Source organism: Treponema primitia ZAS-1 (assembly GCF_000297095.1).
Lineage (GTDB): Bacteria > Spirochaetota > Spirochaetia > Treponematales > Breznakiellaceae > Termitinema > Termitinema primitia_A.
Window position 1 is genome coordinate 14,722 of the sequence record NZ_AEEA01000030.1, and the last position, 19,263, is coordinate 33,984.

Annotated in this window: 19 protein-coding genes and 1 tRNA gene; 12 read left to right on the forward strand and 8 right to left on the reverse strand. The window is 48.8% G+C overall.

From position 1 onward, the window contains the following. The 9 genes from TPRIMZ1_RS0104490 (at nt 1) to TPRIMZ1_RS0104530 (ending at nt 6,691) form a co-directional block, all read left to right on the forward strand. On the forward strand, nt 1-510 hold the full coding sequence (locus TPRIMZ1_RS0104490) for a DUF3276 family protein (protein ID WP_010255658.1): 510 nt from the start codon (nt 1-3) through the stop codon (nt 508-510). A gap of 62 nt (nt 511-572) precedes the next feature. After that, nucleotides 573-1,229: a redox-sensing transcriptional repressor Rex gene (locus TPRIMZ1_RS0104495; protein WP_010255659.1), complete on the forward strand. Its 657-nt coding sequence runs from the start codon at nt 573-575 to the stop codon at nt 1,227-1,229. Further along, nucleotides 1,204-2,217, forward strand: coding sequence for a class I SAM-dependent methyltransferase (locus TPRIMZ1_RS0104500; RefSeq protein ID WP_010255660.1), 1,014 nt, complete (start codon nt 1,204-1,206; stop codon nt 2,215-2,217). The genes TPRIMZ1_RS0104495 and TPRIMZ1_RS0104500 overlap by 26 nt, the downstream gene beginning before the upstream one ends. 52 nt (nt 2,218-2,269) lie before the next feature. Beyond that, nucleotides 2,270-2,533: an AbrB/MazE/SpoVT family DNA-binding domain-containing protein gene (locus TPRIMZ1_RS18460; protein ID WP_010255661.1), complete on the forward strand. Its 264-nt coding sequence runs from the start codon at nt 2,270-2,272 to the stop codon at nt 2,531-2,533. 20 nt (nt 2,534-2,553) lie between these two features. After that, entirely contained in the window at nt 2,554-2,946 is a 393-nt protein-coding gene (locus tag TPRIMZ1_RS0104510) for a PIN domain-containing protein (RefSeq protein WP_081503619.1), read from the forward strand. Nucleotides 2,947-2,962: 16 nt separating this feature from the next. Then, a complete protein-coding gene (locus TPRIMZ1_RS0104515; protein ID WP_010255663.1) occupies nt 2,963-4,318 on the forward strand; it encodes a DUF1015 domain-containing protein in 1,356 nt (451 codons plus the stop codon). Between the two features lie 61 nt (nt 4,319-4,379). After that, nucleotides 4,380-4,462, forward strand: a tRNA-Leu gene (locus TPRIMZ1_RS0104520). Nucleotides 4,463-4,714: 252 nt separating this feature from the next. Then, a complete protein-coding gene (locus TPRIMZ1_RS0104525) occupies nt 4,715-5,650 on the forward strand; it encodes a hypothetical protein (protein WP_010255665.1) in 936 nt (311 codons plus the stop codon). 60 nt (nt 5,651-5,710) lie between these two features. Further along, entirely contained in the window at nt 5,711-6,691 is a 981-nt protein-coding gene (locus tag TPRIMZ1_RS0104530; RefSeq protein ID WP_232616737.1) for a helix-turn-helix transcriptional regulator, read from the forward strand. 49 nt (nt 6,692-6,740) lie between these two features. Here TPRIMZ1_RS0104530 and TPRIMZ1_RS0104535 read toward each other — a convergent pair whose 3' ends face one another. The 5 genes from TPRIMZ1_RS0104535 to TPRIMZ1_RS0104555 form a co-directional block, all read right to left on the reverse strand. Next, nucleotides 6,741-7,802, reverse strand: coding sequence for a hypothetical protein (locus TPRIMZ1_RS0104535; protein ID WP_010255670.1), 1,062 nt, complete (start codon nt 7,800-7,802; stop codon nt 6,741-6,743). 154 nt (nt 7,803-7,956) lie between these two features. Beyond that, nucleotides 7,957-8,229, reverse strand: coding sequence for a DUF4116 domain-containing protein (locus TPRIMZ1_RS0104540; RefSeq protein ID WP_010255672.1), 273 nt, complete (start codon nt 8,227-8,229; stop codon nt 7,957-7,959). Nucleotides 8,230-8,267: 38 nt separating this feature from the next. Beyond that, nucleotides 8,268-9,038: a tetratricopeptide repeat protein gene (locus tag TPRIMZ1_RS0104545; RefSeq protein WP_010255675.1), complete on the reverse strand. Its 771-nt coding sequence runs from the start codon at nt 9,036-9,038 to the stop codon at nt 8,268-8,270. Between the two features lie 513 nt (nt 9,039-9,551). After that, nucleotides 9,552-10,829: an AAA family ATPase gene (locus TPRIMZ1_RS0104550; RefSeq protein WP_010255677.1), complete on the reverse strand. Its 1,278-nt coding sequence runs from the start codon at nt 10,827-10,829 to the stop codon at nt 9,552-9,554. A gap of 153 nt (nt 10,830-10,982) precedes the next feature. Beyond that, complete coding sequence (locus TPRIMZ1_RS0104555) at nt 10,983-13,076, reverse strand: methyl-accepting chemotaxis protein (protein WP_010255680.1); 2,094 nt, start codon at nt 13,074-13,076, stop codon at nt 10,983-10,985. Nucleotides 13,077-13,202: 126 nt separating this feature from the next. Here TPRIMZ1_RS0104555 and TPRIMZ1_RS20815 point away from each other — a divergent pair, with 126 nt between their 5' ends. Both TPRIMZ1_RS20815 and TPRIMZ1_RS20820 read left to right on the forward strand, forming a co-directional pair. Continuing rightward, on the forward strand, nt 13,203-14,564 hold the full coding sequence (locus TPRIMZ1_RS20815) for a CHASE2 domain-containing protein (protein WP_038077845.1): 1,362 nt from the start codon (nt 13,203-13,205) through the stop codon (nt 14,562-14,564). Beyond that, nucleotides 14,503-15,963: an adenylate/guanylate cyclase domain-containing protein gene (locus TPRIMZ1_RS20820; protein WP_232616738.1), complete on the forward strand. Its 1,461-nt coding sequence runs from the start codon at nt 14,503-14,505 to the stop codon at nt 15,961-15,963. Before TPRIMZ1_RS20815 ends, TPRIMZ1_RS20820 begins: the two co-directional genes overlap by 62 nt. Before the next feature lie 76 nt (nt 15,964-16,039). On the opposite strand, the gene TPRIMZ1_RS0104565 is transcribed toward TPRIMZ1_RS20820, so the two are convergent. Beyond that, nucleotides 16,040-16,696, reverse strand: a complete 657-nt coding sequence (locus TPRIMZ1_RS0104565; RefSeq protein WP_010255682.1) for a hypothetical protein — start codon at nt 16,694-16,696, stop codon at nt 16,040-16,042. Between the two features lie 137 nt (nt 16,697-16,833). Between TPRIMZ1_RS0104565 and TPRIMZ1_RS0104575 the strand changes: the two genes are divergently transcribed. Next, the gene (locus TPRIMZ1_RS0104575; protein WP_010255686.1) at nt 16,834-18,243 is read left to right on the forward strand and encodes an MATE family efflux transporter; all 1,410 of its coding nucleotides are present in this window, start codon (nt 16,834-16,836) and stop codon (nt 18,241-18,243) included. On the opposite strand, the gene TPRIMZ1_RS0104580 is transcribed toward TPRIMZ1_RS0104575, so the two are convergent. Both TPRIMZ1_RS0104580 and TPRIMZ1_RS0104585 read right to left on the reverse strand, forming a co-directional pair. Further along, nucleotides 18,200-18,691 (reverse strand): HD domain-containing protein, encoded by a 492-nt coding sequence (locus tag TPRIMZ1_RS0104580; protein WP_010255689.1) that lies wholly within the window; start codon nt 18,689-18,691, stop codon nt 18,200-18,202. The genes TPRIMZ1_RS0104575 and TPRIMZ1_RS0104580 overlap by 44 nt on opposite strands. Further along, the gene (locus TPRIMZ1_RS0104585) at nt 18,688-19,263 is read right to left on the reverse strand and encodes a putative ABC transporter permease (RefSeq protein ID WP_010255691.1); all 576 of its coding nucleotides are present in this window, start codon (nt 19,261-19,263) and stop codon (nt 18,688-18,690) included. Before TPRIMZ1_RS0104585 ends, TPRIMZ1_RS0104580 begins: the two co-directional genes overlap by 4 nt.

The window sequence follows — 19,263 nt, forward strand, 5'->3', positions numbered from 1 at the left end:
ATGGGTATACGGGGTGAGTTATTTTCAACCAAAGTTTTGCTGCAAAACAGGACTTATTTCTTCAACGTGAAGGAAAACCGCATGGGGGATCTCTACCTCAACATTGTGGAAAGCAAAAACAAGGATACCGGTGGTTTTGAGCGCCAGTCGGTGATCCTCTTTGCGGAGGATCTCCCGGAATTCCTCAAGGGCTTCGACGAATCCCTGCGGGTCCTGGAAAAGGCGGTCAAGGAAAAACGCCGTGCCAGCCCCCGTGAAGACCGCCCCAACAGAAAGCCCCCCACGGATAGTTCCGGGGACACACCAAGAAGAGGCAGCGGTGATGAAGCCCCCCGTGATAAAAAACGCTATACCGGGAAAACAAGCGGCGCCGCTTCCCGAAACGCCCCCGGTACAAGCTCCCGCTCCGCTCCCGGCACAGGCCCGCGCACCGCTTCCCGGGGCAAGCCAAAAACCGCCGACCGCAAGCCCCGGAAGGTGGTGGTACGGAAGCGGGACCGAGATGATTGATATAGACCATAGTCTTGCCTATCCCTTTAATTCTGTTGTATTATAGTAATAAAGGAAGAATTGTGGCAAAACAAAAGATACCTGCTACGCCTTCGGTTCGGCGCCTGCCGTCCTATCTAAATATAATTCGCCAGATACAAAAGGAAGGCGGTAAATACATATCGGGAACGCTGATTGCTCAGGAATTGAGTCTGGAACCCATCCAGGTACGGAAAGATCTGGCAATTACCGGGGTTATCGGAAAACCTAAGAAGGGATACCCAATAAATACCCTGATTAGCGCCATTGAGCGCTTCCTCGGCTGGGATTCGATGCAGGATGTAATTTTGGTAGGAGCGGGGAACCTGGGCAGCGCCCTTATGGGGCACCAGGAATTCCGGCTCCACGGCCTGCATATTGTGGCAGCCTTTGATAAGAATCTGCAGAAATCCGGGACCACTATTCACGGGGTACGGGTTTTTTCTATAGAAGATCTTGAGACCGAAATCCACAAGTTAGGGGTAAAGGTGGCAATTCTGACGATCCATTCCAGCGCCGCCCAGGAAACGACGGATATCCTGGTTAAAGCGGGCATCCTGGGGATCTGGAACTTTACCTCGGTAAAACTCAGGGTACCCGAATCGGTGGTGGTACAAACAGAGGATCTTTCCTCAGGATATGCCATGCTCTGTGTGAGTATGCAGTCCCGACAGGATGCGGATAACGGAACAGCCCCTTAAAACAGCCGCCCAGGCCGAGATGCTGGCGAATCGCCTGAAAAAGCGATACCGGCATCTGCGGAAATGGGCCCGGCGAATTGGAACCGACGCTTTCCGTCTCTACGATCGCGATATTCCCGAAATTCCCCTGGTTTTAGATATCTATGGTAACGCCCTGGCGGGCGCCCTCTATGAACGCCCCTACGAAAAGGATCCCGCCGAAGAAGATCGCTGGCTCGCTTCCATGGCCGACGCAATTTCCCAAGCCCTGGACATCCCTCCGGAACGGATTTTCCTCAAAGAACGGGGCAGGCAGCGGGGTAAGGTCCAGTACGAACGGATCCTGGACCGCCATGAACTTCAGGATGTCCGCGAGGGCGGCCTTACGTTCCGGGTAAACCTATCGGACTACCTTGATACGGGGCTTTTCCTGGACCACCGAAAAACCCGGTCCCTGGTTCGGGCCGCCGCGCCAGGCAAGCGGGTCCTCAACCTTTTCTGCTACACCGCATCCTTCTCGGTCTATGCCGCCGCCGCCGGGGCTGAATCGGTAGATTCGGTGGATATGTCCAACACCTATCTGGACTGGGCTAAAACAAACTTCGCCCTGAACAAGCTGGAGGCCCTGCCCATCACCCCCCGGGATCTTATTGGTAACAAAGCCCTCCCCCCCTGGCGTCTCATCCGCGCAGACGTCCTCCGCTTCCTGGACGGCGCCGCTGCGGAAGCCCTTAGCTGGGACATCATCATCCTGGATCCCCCCGCCTTCTCCAACTCTAAGAAGATGACCTCCACCCTGGACCTAAAACGGGACCACCACAGCCTCATCACCCAATGCCTAAAGCTCCTGTCCCCAGGCGGAAAGCTCCTGTTCAGCGCCAATACGAAAAGCTTCAGCCTGGACCCGGCGCAATTTCCGGAAGCGGTAATTGAGGATATACAGGAAAAGATACGGGACGAAGATTTCCAGGGGAAACGGCTGCCCGCTTGTTATACGCTGGGGATGTAAGGCGCCAAAAGTAATACTTTACAAAAAGCCTTACTTGGTATATATTTATTACATGACGGCATATACCACAATAACAGAAAAGGGACAAATAACCTTGCCCGTTGAAATGCGCCATGCCTTAAACTTGACTCCGGGCAAGAAACTCCAAATCAACTTTGACGGAGACACTATTTCAATAAGCAAACCGGCTGATATTAAAGACGTACGGCGTATTTTGCAGGAAGAAATGTCAAAAATGGGAACAACGGAAATCAAAACGCAAAACGGCGACGGCTGGACGGCCCATGTAACGGAAACTTTCGGCAAAACAATCTAATATAAAGGAAGCTACGGCACATGGCGTCTAGTTTGGATACAAACTGTCTCTTACGATGGCTTCTCGGCGATGAGCCTATGCAAACCGCAGCAATAACAAATCTTCTGGATTCGGGCCAAACCTTTGTTGCGGAGGATGCAGCTATCATTGAAACTATCTTTGTCCTTGAGAAGGTAAAAAAAATCAGCCGCCAGGCTATCAATAAAGCGGTTTTAACTATTATTGCCCAGGGAAATATAAAATGCAGCCGGGAAATTTTCAATGAAACCATGGCCATTTATGAAAATCACCCTAAGCTCTCGGCGGTTGATTGTTATTTAGCTGTTTTAGCGCGGCTGAATAATACTATTCCGCTTTTTACCTTTGACGAAAAATTAGCAAAACAAATTTCTGAAACAAAATTAGTTGTATAAGGCTATGGAGGCTTTAATGACCGATTCAAAAAGACGGCTTGCTGCCCTAGGTACGATGATACCCGAAATAACCCTTCCCGGCGGGGATGTGGACCTGGAAAAATGGGCGGTTATTGCCTGTGACCAGTTTACCCAGGATCGATCCTATTGGGAGGATGTCAGGAAAACCGCAGCCCCCTCCCCTTCCGCCCTTAACATGATATTTCCCGAGGTGTATCTGGATGACGCCGGCCGGGAAGACCGGATCCGGAACATCCACCGGACCATGGCATCCTATTTAGCCGATGGCGTTCTGGCCCCGCTACAACAGGGTTGTATCTATATTGAACGAAGTACCCCCCATCACCAGCGCCGCCGGGGCTTAGTCCTGGCCATTGACCTGGAACACTACGACTGGAAACCCGGGTCTCAAAGGCTGATTCGGGCCACCGAAGGAACCGTTCCCGAACGGATCCCCCCCCGGATGGAGGTGCGCCGCTCCGCCCCGCTGGAAACGCCCCACATACTCCTGCTCATCGACGACGAGACGGACTACCTGATCCCCGCCCTGGGTGAACGGGCCAAAAAAGGGGACCCCCTCTACCATACCCCGCTCATGCTCGGCGCAGGGGAGATTTCCGGCTGGGCCCTGGATACCGAAACGGACTGGATGGTTCTTACGGAAGGGCTTGAGGAACTGGCGGGAAGATCGAAAACCCGGTACGGCGGCGGAAACCCCTTCCTCTATGCCGTAGGTGACGGCAACCATTCCCTGGCCACTGCCAAAGCGGTCTGGGAAGAGTATAAGCAAGCCCATACAGGCGAAGGGGGCCTTGAGCAGCACCCTGCCCGGTATGCCCTTGTCGAATTGGAAAACATCTACGATCCGGGAATTGCCTTTGAGCCTATACACCGGGTCATCTTCGGCTCTGGCTTGGAGGAAATCCGAGCCGCCCTGAGCGAACTGCCGGGTTTTTCCAGCCATACCGTGGCAAGCCCGGCGGAGCTTTCCCAACTGGTGACAGACACCGCTGCGGGGAACCGCTACGGGCTTATCGGCGAAGGCCGGTACATCCTGGTTGAAACCGAAACCACGGGCATCGCCACGGAGGGACTCCAGCCCCTGCTGGACCGCGTTATCAGCGATACCGGCCGGGATGGCGGACCCGTCATCGACTACATACACGGGGAAAAGGAGCTTTTTCGCATCGCCGATGGGGAGAAGCCCGCGGTTGGCGAAAGACCCGTAACGGGCATCCTGCTCCCGCCGGTAAAGAAAGCGGGGCTCTTCCAAACCGTAGCCCGTTCCGGCCCCCTGCCGCGGAAGAGCTTTTCCATGGGAGAGGCTTTGGAAAAACGCTTTTATCTGGAATGCCGGAAACTATTTGACTAAAAAGCGCTATATTGGTAAGATGAATAACCTAAGCGCTTAGGTTATTTAACGATGTACTTTTGCCGGCATGGTGGAATGGTAGACACGATAGACTCAAAATCTATTGCGCGCAAGCGTGTAAGAGTTCAAGTCTCTTTGCCGGTATTTTGTAATTCTTTACGTTGCAAGGAATTATGTAAGGACTACCCCAACAAGGGGCGTTCACAATCTATTGTAAATTAATTCTGGCACATAAAACTCTTTCAATGCAGCTTCTTTAAAACCGTTGTGGTGACAATGCCATCACAAAAATATTGCCAAAAAAATCTTACGAAATATTTTGCCCCATCATCCCATGATTAACCAAAGGCGTATAATACCAGATGCGGAACATAAAAAACGCAAAGGAGTTATACGATGAAAAAAGGCCTTTTTTTAACGGCAATGCTCGGCATGGCGCTGGTATTGGGATTGATGTTTATCGGGTGCGACCAACCGACCGATGGTGGTGGAGACGGGGTTGAAACGTTAAGAACCACAAGCTATCCAACATTAAAACTGATTGGAGATACATGGACAGATGATGACGGCTACAGCGGCAGTGAGTGGACAACTCAGGGACAAGTCAAATTATCTGCCTGTGTACCGAACGGCGTGGCAAAAACTAATACCCAGTACATGGTTACTTTTACGGGTACGACGGATAAAGCCCTGGATGATTTTGAAATAGACTGGATCGCTAATGACGGATGGAACTGGAAAGACATTGCCTGGGGAAATGGGAGAAAAAGTGTTTCCGGAACTTTTACATCCAAAGGGCTGGTTGAAACTTTAACTGATTTTGATGAAAATGATTCTAACTACGGATATATCCGGATAAACAATAGGGATGCCGCCGTGACAGAGCGTGGTCAGGTTGAGGCAACATTGACAAACGTCAAAATCACCATTGACGAGCTTGCCAATGATACCATGGTACTGTTCCTGGACAACGACCATTGGGAAGGGACTTTCGATTTAGCGTCATATTTTCCACAAAAAGTAGAAGCGGGGAAAAGTTACAAAATTACTGTTCGTGGAAATCTTGATAAAGAAATCGAGAAATTTTCAATTTCGATAAAGGGCGACAGGTTGGATGATTCATGGGATGATATAACGGAGCAGGATTCCAAATCTGCAGAAAGAGGACCCGGTATTTTTAGTTATGAAGCAACATTACAAATCAGCGGAAGTGCAACGGCAACAAAAAATTACCTGGTAATACGAAATCACGATGCGTCAGGAGAGCCGCGTTGGGATATTGCCGCAATTATTACCGGTTTGAAGGTAACGGTAGTGGAGATTGACGAATAAGGTGAGCGAAGGAGTATAATAGCAGATATGGAAACAAGAAAAAGTATACCAAGAGCGACCTTGGCAAGGATTTACTCCATAGAACGGCAGATTGCTTCCGGGAGCTATCCCAATGTCAATGATCTGGCCGAAAAATACGGATGCGGAACGGCCACTATTTACCGGGATATTGAGTACATGCGGGATAGATTAAACGCCCCCATTGAGTACGATGCAAAGGAACGGGGCTGGTACTTTTCCGAGAAGGGATTCAGGCTGCCGGCCCGTTATGCTGCGTCAAATGACATGCTGGCCCTGGGGATGGCTAAATCTCTATTGGAATTATACAAAAATACGCCCCTCTATGAATCGGCAAAACATCTTATAGAAGATATTACGGCGCCATTGTCCAATGATGATATTCCTGAAACTGAAAAATCCGCCTGGTATGAAAAGAGGATTATTGTCCCATCAGTAGCCTCGGCGCCGGTAAAGCCTGAAATATGGGAAGTAATTACAACAGGGTTACGGGATAACCGGGTCATTACCTTTGACTATAAAGGCCATTGGGATGCCGAGTACAATACCCGGCTTGTTCGGCCCTATCAGCTGCTCTTTGATACGGGTATCTGGTATCTTTACGGCTATTCGGAGGAGCGGGAAGCAACAAGGCTGTTCTCATTACAAAGAATGAAAAATGCATCCCTCACCAATGAAACATTTAAACTCCCCCAGGATTTTGATTATAATGCAAAAAATAATAACAGCCATTTTGGTATTTTTGAAGGTAAAAAGCAAAATTACCGCATTCAATTTTCCAATGATGTCCTCCCTGCGATTGAAGAACGCCAATGGGCAGAGGATCAAAAGATAGAAGATACCGGGGATGAATGTTTTATCCTAAGTTTTTCAAGCACCCAGTTTGATAAAGTGCTTTCCTGGGTACTTTCCTTTGGCTGTAACGCTGCGCCGATAGAACCGGCGCAGCTGGTTGCATCCTGGGAAAGGCATATTACAGAGCTTTATGCCGTTATAACTGATAAAACGGGAGAAACAAAATGATAATAGAATACTCTTTCGTTGGGGTTTTGATTAACCATACTCCCTATGATCATTTGGCTTCCTCTTGTCCGAGTTTCTTTTCAAAGAATTCGACTATTCCGAGATTTTCTTCTTTCCATTCAACAAGACGATACAATACTCGTTTTGCGAGAGTACTTGGGAAGTCGCGTTTTTTCTTCCGGAACACTTTTATAGACTCCACATTGTTAAAATCAAGGAGTGGAGCAGCGGTATTATCTTCGTCGTTGGGGATCGGTACAGATAAATCCACTCGGTTACCAAATCTGTAACGCATTTTACCTGGATGTTCTCTCCGACGATAGAATTCCGCATCAAGCTTATCGCTTGCCATAAATGCCATTTCTGTTTTCTTGACATCTCCTCCAACCCAAATAGACAAAAAAACATCGCTGAATTTCTTCATTTCAAATGCAATAAACTCACGGTCTTGATCATTTTCCCGGATAGGCTCATATTTTCCTTCATTAAATATTGAAGTCTCATCATTTACTTTCAATGCCTCATTTAGTTTATCTAGAATCGAATTCCTAAAGAGGTGCGGAAATACAATTATATCGTGTTCTTCCATTATGTCTTCAATTATCTCTCCACCAAGATCTATTTCCTTAATTAATGTATTTATAATAAGAACTATTTCTTTGTGTACCTTCTCTGTGTCGTCGAAAGTGCTCTTTTGAATCCTTTTTCCCATATCTGTTAATGCATCTCCAATAGTTCGAGCCTGATCGTTATCTAAATACATCATTAAATCCTGGTAATATTTTAAAGTAAGCTCTCTGAATATTTCAATAGTAATCGAAGCTTCCCAAACTTTCCAAACGTCTTTTATATAATTCTGAAAAACGTCTATTTTCCTTTCCAAAATCCTTATGTCTTTGCCCTTTTGTTCTTCTACGGCTGTTTGCCCTTTTAATAAAACAAGTGTAATTAATGCGCCAATAAGGGCGCCTAATGCTGCCCCCATGTAGTTTGCAGGCAGAACATTCCAAGGCATAATACCAAAAATAACAGAAATAGCGCCAAATATAATTATCGCAAAAATTGTAGCTATAATAGCCCTTTTATAATTTAGTTCTTGCTTTTTCTTCATTATATGCTCCTAAAGTCAATTTATTAGTATAACCAGACATAAAAATCATACCAAATGCTCCCAGATTATACAAGTCTTACATTGCCGGATGGTGTTTTTTGTGTGGACTCTGGACCTAACCCATTACTCTAAGGATACCGTACTATAGCATCATTCATTTTTCTTCTCCTTCAGTATGTTTAGCATAAATAGGTCGTAAATCTTTATGCACATACCTAATTGAACTTGGGCTTTGTTTATATGCTTCAACACAAACTTCTTTAGTTAAATACCTTTCCGATGATATATAAAAAAGAGCCGCATAATCTTTTTTAACAGCTTCGAGACATAATTCATTTGTCCATAATTTTTCAGGTACTTCAGAAAGTGCATTATGGTCAATTTTTACTGCCGCAAGCCATTCTTTATATGTCTTTTCTTCGGTCATAGTATAAGGTTCCCTTTATTCAATTTGGTTGTCAAATATTAGTATACTTCTCCATCATCTTCTCCGGCGTTACTAATTTTTCCGGCGAGACTTTCTTTGTATCCCTCGTTGTCCGGATCAAGTTCGCAGGCTTTGGCGTAGTCCGCGGCAGCAGCCTCATAGTCATCATCCAAGAATTTGAAGCGTACGCCCCGACTAAAACAGGCATCGGCGAGGGTGCTCTTGTAGCGTATGTTGGAGGGATCCAATTCGACGGCTTTCGTGTAGGCAAGGATAGCCTTGTCTTCGTCATGAACTGCGAAAAACGCTTTGCCGCACTCAGCAAACTCTTCGGCCGTACCCGCCATCTGCGCCGCTTTTTCGTTGGCGCTGGCGAGGGCTTTTTGGTAGTCCTTGTACTCCGGGTTAAGTTCGCAGGCTTTCATGAAGTCCGCGACAGCCTTGCCGTAGTTCCCATTGCAACTGTAGCACAACCCGCGCCGGTAGTAACCCATAGCTTCAGATGGGCATAGATCGATGGCTTTACTGAAGTTGGCAATAGCCGCCGCGTTGTTCTCCGCCGTATGCGCCGCTTCGCCACGCTTACTATAAACGGCGGCCAGATTGTGTTTCGCCAACGACTTGAGATCCTCTGGGGCGCCCTGGGCAAGCCGGGTTGCAAACGTGATTGCCTCGTCCCAGTCTTTCGCGTCATTCGCCGCTTTCCGCAGAGACGACCACCGCAAGAGCATGTCCCATTCCCCCGACGAGGGAATGTTCGCACCGCTCAGTTCATCCGCAGAGACGACAGAACGTTTTGCGCTTTTCATCCTTGCCTCCGCCTGTTTTGTCTCTTTCTACCATACCAATAAAGCCCATTGTTTTCCGTATTTCCCTCCCCTATCAGGAAACAATTGTTAACGCACTGGCGCTATCTTTACATTTTGTGCCATGTATGGAAATGTTTGCCCTCACAAGTTGTGGTGTTCTGCGGTGTTGATTTACATCTTTCAATCGTCAGTCCACATTTGCGGCATTCATATGTCGCATCACCATCATCGGTGATTTTTGTCCATGAGTGGAAGTGTTTCCCCTCACATGTTGTCGAATTCTGTGGAGTTGTTGCATTACGAACAACCTTGCCACATTTGCTACACTGATAAACTGCCATAACAAGCTCCTTGCTTAGTTAGTTACCTCTTTGCATAAAGAAAAATGACCGTACAAGCCAAAAAGCGATTGCTCAAAATACCTTTATGGTTTATTTTATATCCTCTTTTATGGTTTGTGTCAAGCCAACACAGATTATGTTTTTTTGAAAAAACCTTCATAAAATATTCCCTTCACGCAATACTCCGAATCTTCCGCCCTCCGTTAGTATACTTCCCCATCATCTCCTCCAGCGTTAACTTATTAACCAGAAAATCATTCTGCAAAGACGCCACCGTAACATTGGCGCCGGTAAAATCAAAATTTGTATCCCCAAGGATCGTTTCATAAAAACACTCAATAAAGCGGATAAACGCCGCCTTGGTAACATAGCCAACATTGACCTTGAGATCGATCCGGCCGGGCCGCAGCAGAGCGGGATCCAATTTTTCCGGGTGGTTTGTGGTTAGTATTAATAACCTGCCCGCCGGAGCGGTAATGCCGTCAATGGCATTCAGGATGTCCGCAAGATTTGTCGTGTTAAAACTGTTTTGTCCCTTCGTAAACGGACTGCTTATCTTCAATATTTGCTGTTCAGTATCAGTAACCGCTTTTGCCGTGTCTTCCCGGGGCCGGACTATTTTATTGCTGTCAATATCTTCAACCGTAAAGATACAGTTGTTGGGCAAATCGGCGGCGGCATGGGCAAAATTTTGCAGATCACCGGCGTTTAATACACAGAGGTTTTTGTTAAAATGGGCGGCGATTGCCTTTATCAAACTGCTCTTGCCGGTTCCCGGAGGACCGTAGAGCAGGATGCCAAACTGGTAGGGGATACCCCGACTGAGGTACCAAGCCTTGTTGGTATAAAAAGACCCTATGGCTTCCAGGGTTTTTGAAATGTCGGCCTGGTCCATAAATATGGTGCCAAATGTCCGCTTATCAATACGGGAACATTCCTTCCAATATTTATCCTCCTGTTCAAAGGTGTACACAATAGTTTTCTCCGGATCCGATTTATTATTTTTCATATAGATAAGGGTGTTCCGCAATTCTGGAAAATAACGGGAATCTCTGCCTATTATGGTCATGGAGAAAGTAAATTTTTCCTCAAGTGACATGGTCTCATTTTCATGCACCCTGATAAGGACCCATTTGTTCCTGAACCGCAGCAGGTGTGTTCCTTCCCCAATGCCGATACAGATATTCTTTGCTTCCCCCCATTTGCCGTTGAGCAGCCGTATGATACGCAGCTTTTTCACGGTTTTTCCGCTTTCAAAGAGATTCATCAGCATATAATAGCACCAGTTATTATTGCCAACATACATGGTGGTGGTACACTGCTTATAAACCCATTGAAACAGGTTTATAAAGACATTCTTGTAAACCGTGCTGAGCATGGTTATTCCGTAAAGGCCGATTATCATCGGCAGTACCGCGGAGGCATCTATTTGCGCTAAAAGGTTATTCATGTTTTTGAGTATAGCACCGGTGATCTATCATAGAATGATGGGCCAATATTTTTTTCAAATAAATATATCAATATACCGTCCGAAAGGATAAACGAAGGGAGGCTGCTTCACGGCAGCCTCCCCTATGCGCCTTCCATCCCCCCGGAGCCTTACCTACATCGCCCTAACCTTAAATATACTAATCGATTCATCCAAGCCTGCAACGCCATGCCCGGCGCTTTCTGCGAATTGGACCACCGAACTGGAATGATCCGACAGGGTATTAAAGTCGCGCTCACAGGTCGTAACCTTTTCCGCTACCCCAAGGCTTAATTCTGTAAGGGAACGGCATAGATTGGACGCCGATGAAGCTTCGGTTTTCATAACCGAAGCGCCGTTTTTAACGTCCACCGTAATGGTGTTGATTATCTGGTTAGAGCGTACTATCTGTTCCGCCCCTATGCTTTGTTCACGGGTAGCGTCGTGTAAACGGGTGGAAATCTTTTCAACATTCTGTATCTTTTCAATGGTTTGCACAAAGGACTGCTCCACTTCGATGGAAGCGGTGGCGATTCCCCGTATCTTTTTCTGAATCGACAGGAGGGCTTCGCTGGAATTTTTTGACTGCTGGGAAGTGGCCTCCGCCAGTTTGCGGATTTCCTGGGCTACCACCGCAAAACCCCTGCCCGCTTCCCCTGCGTGGGCCGCCTCTATGGCGGCGTTCATGCTCAATAAATTAGTCTGGGTTGCCACATCAGAAATAACCTTGTTCATTTCCGCCAGGGATTGGGATTCAAGCTCAACCTGCTTGGTCGCTTCCGCTACTTCCGACAGCCGCTTTTTTTCTTCCGCCGAGGAGCGTACCAATTCTTCCACATTGGCGCTCATCGATAAAGCGCTCTGCTCCACAGAACGAATACTGGCGGCCATCTCTTCCATTGCCGAAGAAGCGTCGCTTATGGCGTTGCCCTGGCCGTTTATTTTTTCGTTGAGCCGTTCTATCTCGTTCATAATATTGAGAACCTTAGATTCGGATTCGCTGATGGATTGGTTCTCCCGGTTTATGTCCGTACGGATAGATTCTACCACTTCCCTGGCGCTGGAAATAGTTTCCCGGGTTATCCCCGCCGAGTTTGATAAATTATCCGCGATCTGCTGTATCGAAGTCGAGGAATCCTGTATCTTTTTTACCAGGCCGCTGATGCCTCCGGTAAAATTATTGAAACCCTGGGAAAGGGCGGACGCTTCTTTAGAGCTATAGTCCCCGGATTCAATGCTCAAATCCCCGCTGGCAATAACATCGAAACATTTTACCAGCTCTTTAAAGGGACGGGTAATAGCGGTACTCATAAAAATTGCGGCAATAGACACCAATACTGCAATCAAGACGGCGGTTAAAATGATGAGACGCAGCAGAGCCTGTGCGTCCTCCTGCAGCACCCCAAGGGACCCGGTTGAAACCATGAACCATTCCGTCCCGGCTACCGGGGCAGAACAGACGTAGGTATCCCTGGTAAGGGATACCGTCCCACTCTTTGCTAATACCGATTCCCGGCTGATAGTTTTATCTATAGTATCAAAGAAATTACGCTGCATAATATAGCTTGAATCGCTATGGGTCAGGAACAAGCCGTCAGCGTCAATAAGGAAGCTCCGGCCGTCAGAGGTGATCTTCCGGGCATTGACCAGATCCACCAGGACATCCATAAACACGTCGACCCCGACTACCCCGATGATCTGCCCCGCCGCATCTTCGGCGGTCCGGACTATGGAGACGCATATCTTCCCGGTTTGGGAATCTTCATAGGGGTCGGTAAGAATAATTTGACCGGGGGACTGTATGGCGGTAATAAACCAGGGGCGCTTAACCTGATCCCAGGTTTCGGAATCCCTATAGGGCGCCCAGTCTGTGGCGGTAACAAAATAGCCACCGTCAAAACGGGAAGCAAGGGTTCCAAAATACATTTCAAAAACCGTGGAATTGGTGGAAAGTATATCCTTGAGGATGCGGTCAAAGGATTCCAGGGAAGGAACATCCGCCGCAAAGGAGGCCGCCTGGGTGGTCATCTGAATCGCCGGGGCCAGGGCGTTCTGTATGTCCGCATTCAGGTAGCGCATGGTGATATCCGCATTGGAACGGAGGTTTTTTTCCGTAATTTTGGACAGGTTGGTCATAAAAATTACGGAAAAAATCGTGGAGATCGTCAGTACCAAACCAAGACACAGTAACAGAATCTGCAATGAAAGCGAAACATACCTCTTTTTCATGTTCAATTCCTTTGTACTTGTGGGCTAAAGGGACTTTTTAATTATTCCCAAACAGATGGTATAGTCAAGTAGACAATGGGGGAAATAATGGATGACTAAGTCCCCGGGGATCGGATATAATGGATTATGACTATCCATAAAACATCCGCCCTGGTAGCCCTGGTAGCAAGCCTTCTGTTTTTTGCCCTCTCCCTCACCCCTTTCTTTCGGCAGGGGGAACACAAGGTCTACGATATATTTCTGCGCTTTAGGCCAAAACGGGAACGCCTGGGCAATGTGGTCTTTCTTGATGTGGATGACCAGTCGGTGGCCCATATCGGGGTATTCCCCTGGCCCCGGTCGGTGATGGCCGAAGGCCTCCTGCGGCTTAAGGAATACGGCGCCAGGGCCGCTATTTTCGATATTGAGTATATCGACAAAAGCCCTACCCAGGTAGACGAGGTGTATTTGCAAAAGGGGCTGCAAGCCGATTATAACCGGCGCTTCTCCGAAATAGGCCTTACGGTGACGGAACTGCTCAAAGCTATCAGCACGGGACAAATCCAGGGGAATGACGCCTCCCGCTATACCAATGATATACTGGAAACCATTGCCCTTGAAAGGGACGGCCTCTACCGGGATACCCTGAGTATTACCAGGGATAATGATGAATACCTTGCCCGATCCGCCGCTCTGTTTGGGCACGCCTGGGGAACACTGAACCTGCAGGATGAATTCCTCCTTACCGGGGAGCAGGCGGAGCGGCGTGTTCTGGCGGAAGAGCAGTTTTCCTACCCTATCACCGCAGGGGAGGATATTCCGAGCGGGAATAGTATTGATGTGCTTGCCGCAATTCCTTCGTTCATGGGAGCTGTTCGGGGGGCGGGGTTTACCAACGTTGAGATTGACATCGATGGTATCAGACGGCGTATATACCTGACCCGTAAAGTTCAGGACCATTGGTATTTACAGCTTGCCTTTGCACCCTTAGTTGATGCCCTGGGAAATCCATCCATTGAATTACAGCATCGCAGACTTATTATGAAAGGGACTTCCCTCCCGAACGCTCCCGATATCGTCATTCCCCTGGACGACACGGGGGCCATGATGTTGGACTGGCCTGCAACAAGCTACCGGGACAGCTATACCCATGTTTCTTTTGTACGGTTTTCCCTGCTTGCGGAATACCAGTCCAATATCGAACAATACCTGGATGCCCTTTTTTTTGCGGACCGGAATTTATTTCCCTATCTTACAGAAAACGCCGGAACCATTGCCGCTGCTTTTAACAAGGCCGGCGATTCCCGCTCTCTTGCGGTAGATGAAACCAACGACGAAGCCTTTGCGGCGTACCTCACCCAGCGTGACGACGGCCTTTCCCGCCTGGAAACATTTCTGGGGACCGCTTTGACTTACCTTGAAAACGAGACAGCGGGGCTTTTGGAAAATGCTTCGGACAGTGAAGCCGCATATATTGGAAGAAGCCCGGTACTGCCAAACCCTTCTTGAATACCTTGAAACAGAGCATACCGCGGTAAAAGAAACCAGCGCCTATTTGAGGGAAACCCTGGAAGGGAAGTTGTGCATTGTCGGGCGGGTCGACACGGGTACCACCGATATTGGGGTCAACCCCTTCTTTGGCGAATACGTTAATGTGGGTACCCATGCGGTGGTACTGGACACTATTCTGTCCTCTTCGTTTATTACCCCCCTGCCTTCCTTCTGGAGTGTAATTATACTGTTCCTGTTGGCTCCCGCAGTGACCATCGGCATTACAAAGGCCAACCCGGGAATCCGCTTGTTCCTGGGAATGGGGGCCGCAGTTCTCTTTATCGGTTTTTCCCTTGGCCTTTTCATTTTTAAGGGTATTTTCCTGGAACCCCTGGCCCCGGTACTCGCCCTGGTTACGGCACTTGTGTTCCGGGAAACCATTGCGTTTATGGGAACAGAAAAGGAAAAACGATTTATCCGTACCGCCTTCTCCCGGTACCTTGCCCCAAAGGTCATTGAGCAGATCATTGCGGACCCCTCAAAACTGCAGCTCGGCGGTGAGAAACGGGATATGACCGCCATATTTACCGACATCAGAAGTTTTTCTACCATTTCAGAGGCCCTTGGAGACCCTGCCCGCTTGGTTCAGCTCCTTAATTTTTATCTGACCCGGATGAGTAATATTATCATGGACAACCAGGGGACCATTGATAAATACGAAGGGGACGCGATTATCGCTTTCTTCGGGGCGCCGCTGGAACTGCCAACCCACGCTATTATGGCCTGCCGTTCCGCGGTTCAAATGAAGAAGGCAGAAATTACCATCAATAAGGATGCCATTGCAGAAGGCTTGATCAATGATACAGTAATAGAGGCTTTATTGAAAAAGGGCGTTATAACAGAAAAGGACAAATCGGAACCGCTTTTTACCCGCCTGGGTCTCAATACCGGGGACATGGTCGTTGGTAATATGGGGACCCCAAATAAGATGGACTATACAATCATGGGGGACGCGGTGAACCTCGCGGCTCGACTTGAGGGGGTAAATAAGCAGTACAATACCCGGGGAATTCTTATCAGCGAATATACCCGTGCTAAAATCGGTGAGGAATTTCTTCTGAGGCGGCTGGACCAGGTACGGGTGGTGGGAAAAAATGAACCCCGCCGGCTCTACGAACTTTTAGACATCGCCGGCGATGCATCTGCGGAAGATACAAAGACTGCGGAGCTCTTTAACACCGCCCTGGATATATTTGAAAGCCGAAACTGGAAAGCAGCGGAAGAAGCCTTTGCAGCGGTTCTTGAAATCCGGCCCTTCGACGGACCGGCAGATTTATACCTGAAACGGTGTATAGCCTACGGGGAAAAACCGCCCGCCGATGATTGGGATGGCGTGTATAATCTGGACCAGAAATAGGCTTCTGAATGATATGAAAAACTCCCTGAAATGTATCCGAATTCAGGGAGTTCTTGACAGAATTTTCTCGTTAAATCTACAAGCCCGGGGCAAAGGACGCCTTCAGGCCATTGGTCCTTAAGGCGACCCAGTCTCCCTTGAGGGGGACATCCCGGGGATTTACTTTGATCAGATAGTACTGACCTTCATCGGTGGGATCGTAAACCCGGATATCACCGGTATTACCATACGCTTCGATTCTGAACACAACCGGGGTGTCCAGGTTTTCGGCGGTCAGAAATTTCTCGTAATCCTTTAGGCTGATACTCTGTACCAGATCCATCCGGGAATTGGTATAACTGCGGTATACCTGGGCGCTCAGCCCCGCAGGAATATCCCGGCTGATAGGCTTTTCATCATAATTGAGCCAGAGCAGATAGGAATGGCCGCAGCCCCAGGATGCGCTGTCATAGGCGGTGTCCGAGAACACATGTATCCCCACTCCGCCATGACCATCCTCAGCGCCGCCCTCATAACGAATATTGAATATATACTCCATGGACCCGCTTTGGGGAACCCGTAAATTGACCTTAGCTAACCGGGCAGCCGTATCATTCTGGAAGAACCTGTCGTTGGTCCAACCCCACCGGCCCGAGGCAATACGGTACTCCGGGACCTTATTCTGCGCATACACCGGCCATGCCGCCGACAAGGTAATACCGACAGCAAAGAGAAAAACCGCCATCCGTTTCATAATCAACTCCTTGATTTAATTTGCTATACTACTATAACACACTTTTTTGATAATGGTTAACATTTTTTTCCAAATTTTTATGCCAAGACGGATCCCGGGGCTTGTATAAGGTTTTCCATATATGGGAAACTACAATAATGTCTGATACACCTACCACCCACATGGATGCCGCCGATAGGCTGGGAACAGAAAAAATCGGCAAATTGCTACTCCGCTTCTCCATTCCGGCTATTACCGGGATGATTGTCAACGCCCTATACAACGTGGTGGACCGGATCTTCGTTGGCCGGGGGGTAAACGAGGTGGCCCTGGGGGGCCTTTCCCTGGTTTTGCCCCTAATGACCATCACCATGTCCTTTTCCATGCTCTTCGGCATCGGCGCGGCGAACATGATCTCCATGCGCCTTGGCCAGGGCCGTCGGGACGAGGCGGAAAATGCCCTGAACCATTGTTTCTGGCTCCTCATTGGGATGGGAATCATCCTAATGGCCGTGGAATTAGCCCTTCTGGACCCAATTCTTTCCCTTTTAGGGGCCCAAGAGGGAAGTACCGCCCTAAGCTACGCCCGCAGCTACTACCGGATCATCCTTTTTGGGCAGGTTTTTTTGCTGGTGGGCTTCGGCTTTTCCCACTGTACCCGAGCCCAGGGCTTCCCCACCATCACCATGCTGAGCATGTTCATCGGCGCAGGGATGAACATGATCTTGGACCCGATTTTTATCTTTGTTTTCCACTGGGGGGTGGAAGGGGCCGCTTGGGCAACCATCATCTCCCAGCTTGCGGCGGCAATCTGGATACTGTCCTTCAATTTTAGTAAAAAGGCGGTGATCCGGCTCCGGCTCAAGACCTTTAAGCCATCCCTGAACATCGTGGGCCAGATCATGGTCTTCGGTTCCGCCCAGTTTTTCCTCCAATTTGTCATGTCCGCGGTGCAGCTCCTCTACAATTCCACCATGGGCTGGTACGGGGTTGAAGCCCTGGGGGTAGCCAATGGGGGGGATATCGCCCTCTCGGGGATGAACATCAATGGGTCTATCCTCATGCTTATCCTCATGCCCATCTTCGGGATCAACCAGGGAGCTCAGCCCATCCTGGGGTACAACTACGGGGCAAAGAAGTATCACCGGGTCCTCAGGGCATACCTGGCGGCCACTGCCGCCGCCACGGCAATCGCCACACTGGGCTTTATCCTGGCGGAACTGTTCCCGGTCCAGCTCATACGCCTCTTCGCCCCGAATGGCAGCCCCGCCCTGATGCGCTTCGCCCCCTGGGCCATGCGGGTAATGATGATAATGCTGCCCCTTAACGGATTCCAGATCGTGTCTTCCAATTTCTTTGTAGTCACCGGCAGGCCGAAAACTTCAATCGTCCTTTCTTTGATGCGCCAGTGTATTGCCCTTATTCCCTGTATACTCATCTTCAGCAGAATCTGGGGCCTCTGGGGAGCCATTGCTGCAACTCCGGTGGCGGATGGAGTGGCGTTCCTGTTTACCGGAATCATGATTATTTTTGAACTGAAGAAACTCCGCTCCCATGCACCACAGTAGGCTTTCTCCACCGGCACAGGGTTTCTGCGGCGGAGCAGACCTTGTCCGCCAGGCAAATTATCCAGCCTTCCCGGTATTGCGGCGGGTGCAGCAGGGTATAGGGCCACATATGGGTCCGGATTAGGGACGCCTCTTTATCCGATATGTTAAAGTATTTTCGTCCGTTTTCTGCGGCAGCGACAGGATGGGTCCATCCGTGAAGGGACCACATCTTTTCCGGCACATGCCAGTCGTAGAGAAAAAAATCATGGAGAAGGGCGGCCTTAACAAGGCTCTCCGTATCGGTGATCTTAAAAAACTCCCCCATACTAAAACTTAAGCGCGCCACGTCCAAACTGTGTTCATAAACAGAAATTTTTCCATGCTGGATAAATTTTTTGGATTCAGAGAATTTGCTGTCGGTAAGAATGCCGGCGGCGATTTTTTCAAAAAGCAGAGTATCCTTCATGCCAACCCATCCACGGGGTTTTGTATCCCCGCTTTTTTATTTTGTATATACCGCCGGATGGTAAAAAACGCATCCACCGCGAAGGTCCCAAGAAAAACCAGATCGACTCCGAACAGCGCCCGTGGGCCGATAAAACGTATCAGAGCCATGGCCAGATCCCAGTAAAAATACACCAAGGCCAGTGCTACCAGGCCGAAGAACAGGGATGTGGTCAGGGCTATACGTTTTTTGTAATTGCACCACCAGGTAAAAGGATAGGTATCATAATCCCAACACTTCTTGTTAAAGGCCTTTTCCAGAAGAAGGGCAGCCAAGTATTCTACCACCGTACAAAGCAGGGCGCCGGAAATAAATACCAGCGGGGGATAGGGTTTGAGGGGCAAACCAGCGGCATACACCGCAAAACCCCCAAACCCGTGGACCGGTACCCAGGGGCCCTTAAAAAAACCCTTACTCACAAACCGTTTACGGACGATAGATTCCATGATGGTCTCCCCTACCCATCCGCTCAGGGAAAAAAAGAAAAAAAGAAAAACTATCTTGTCCGTTCCGATGGTAAGGGGATTAAACAT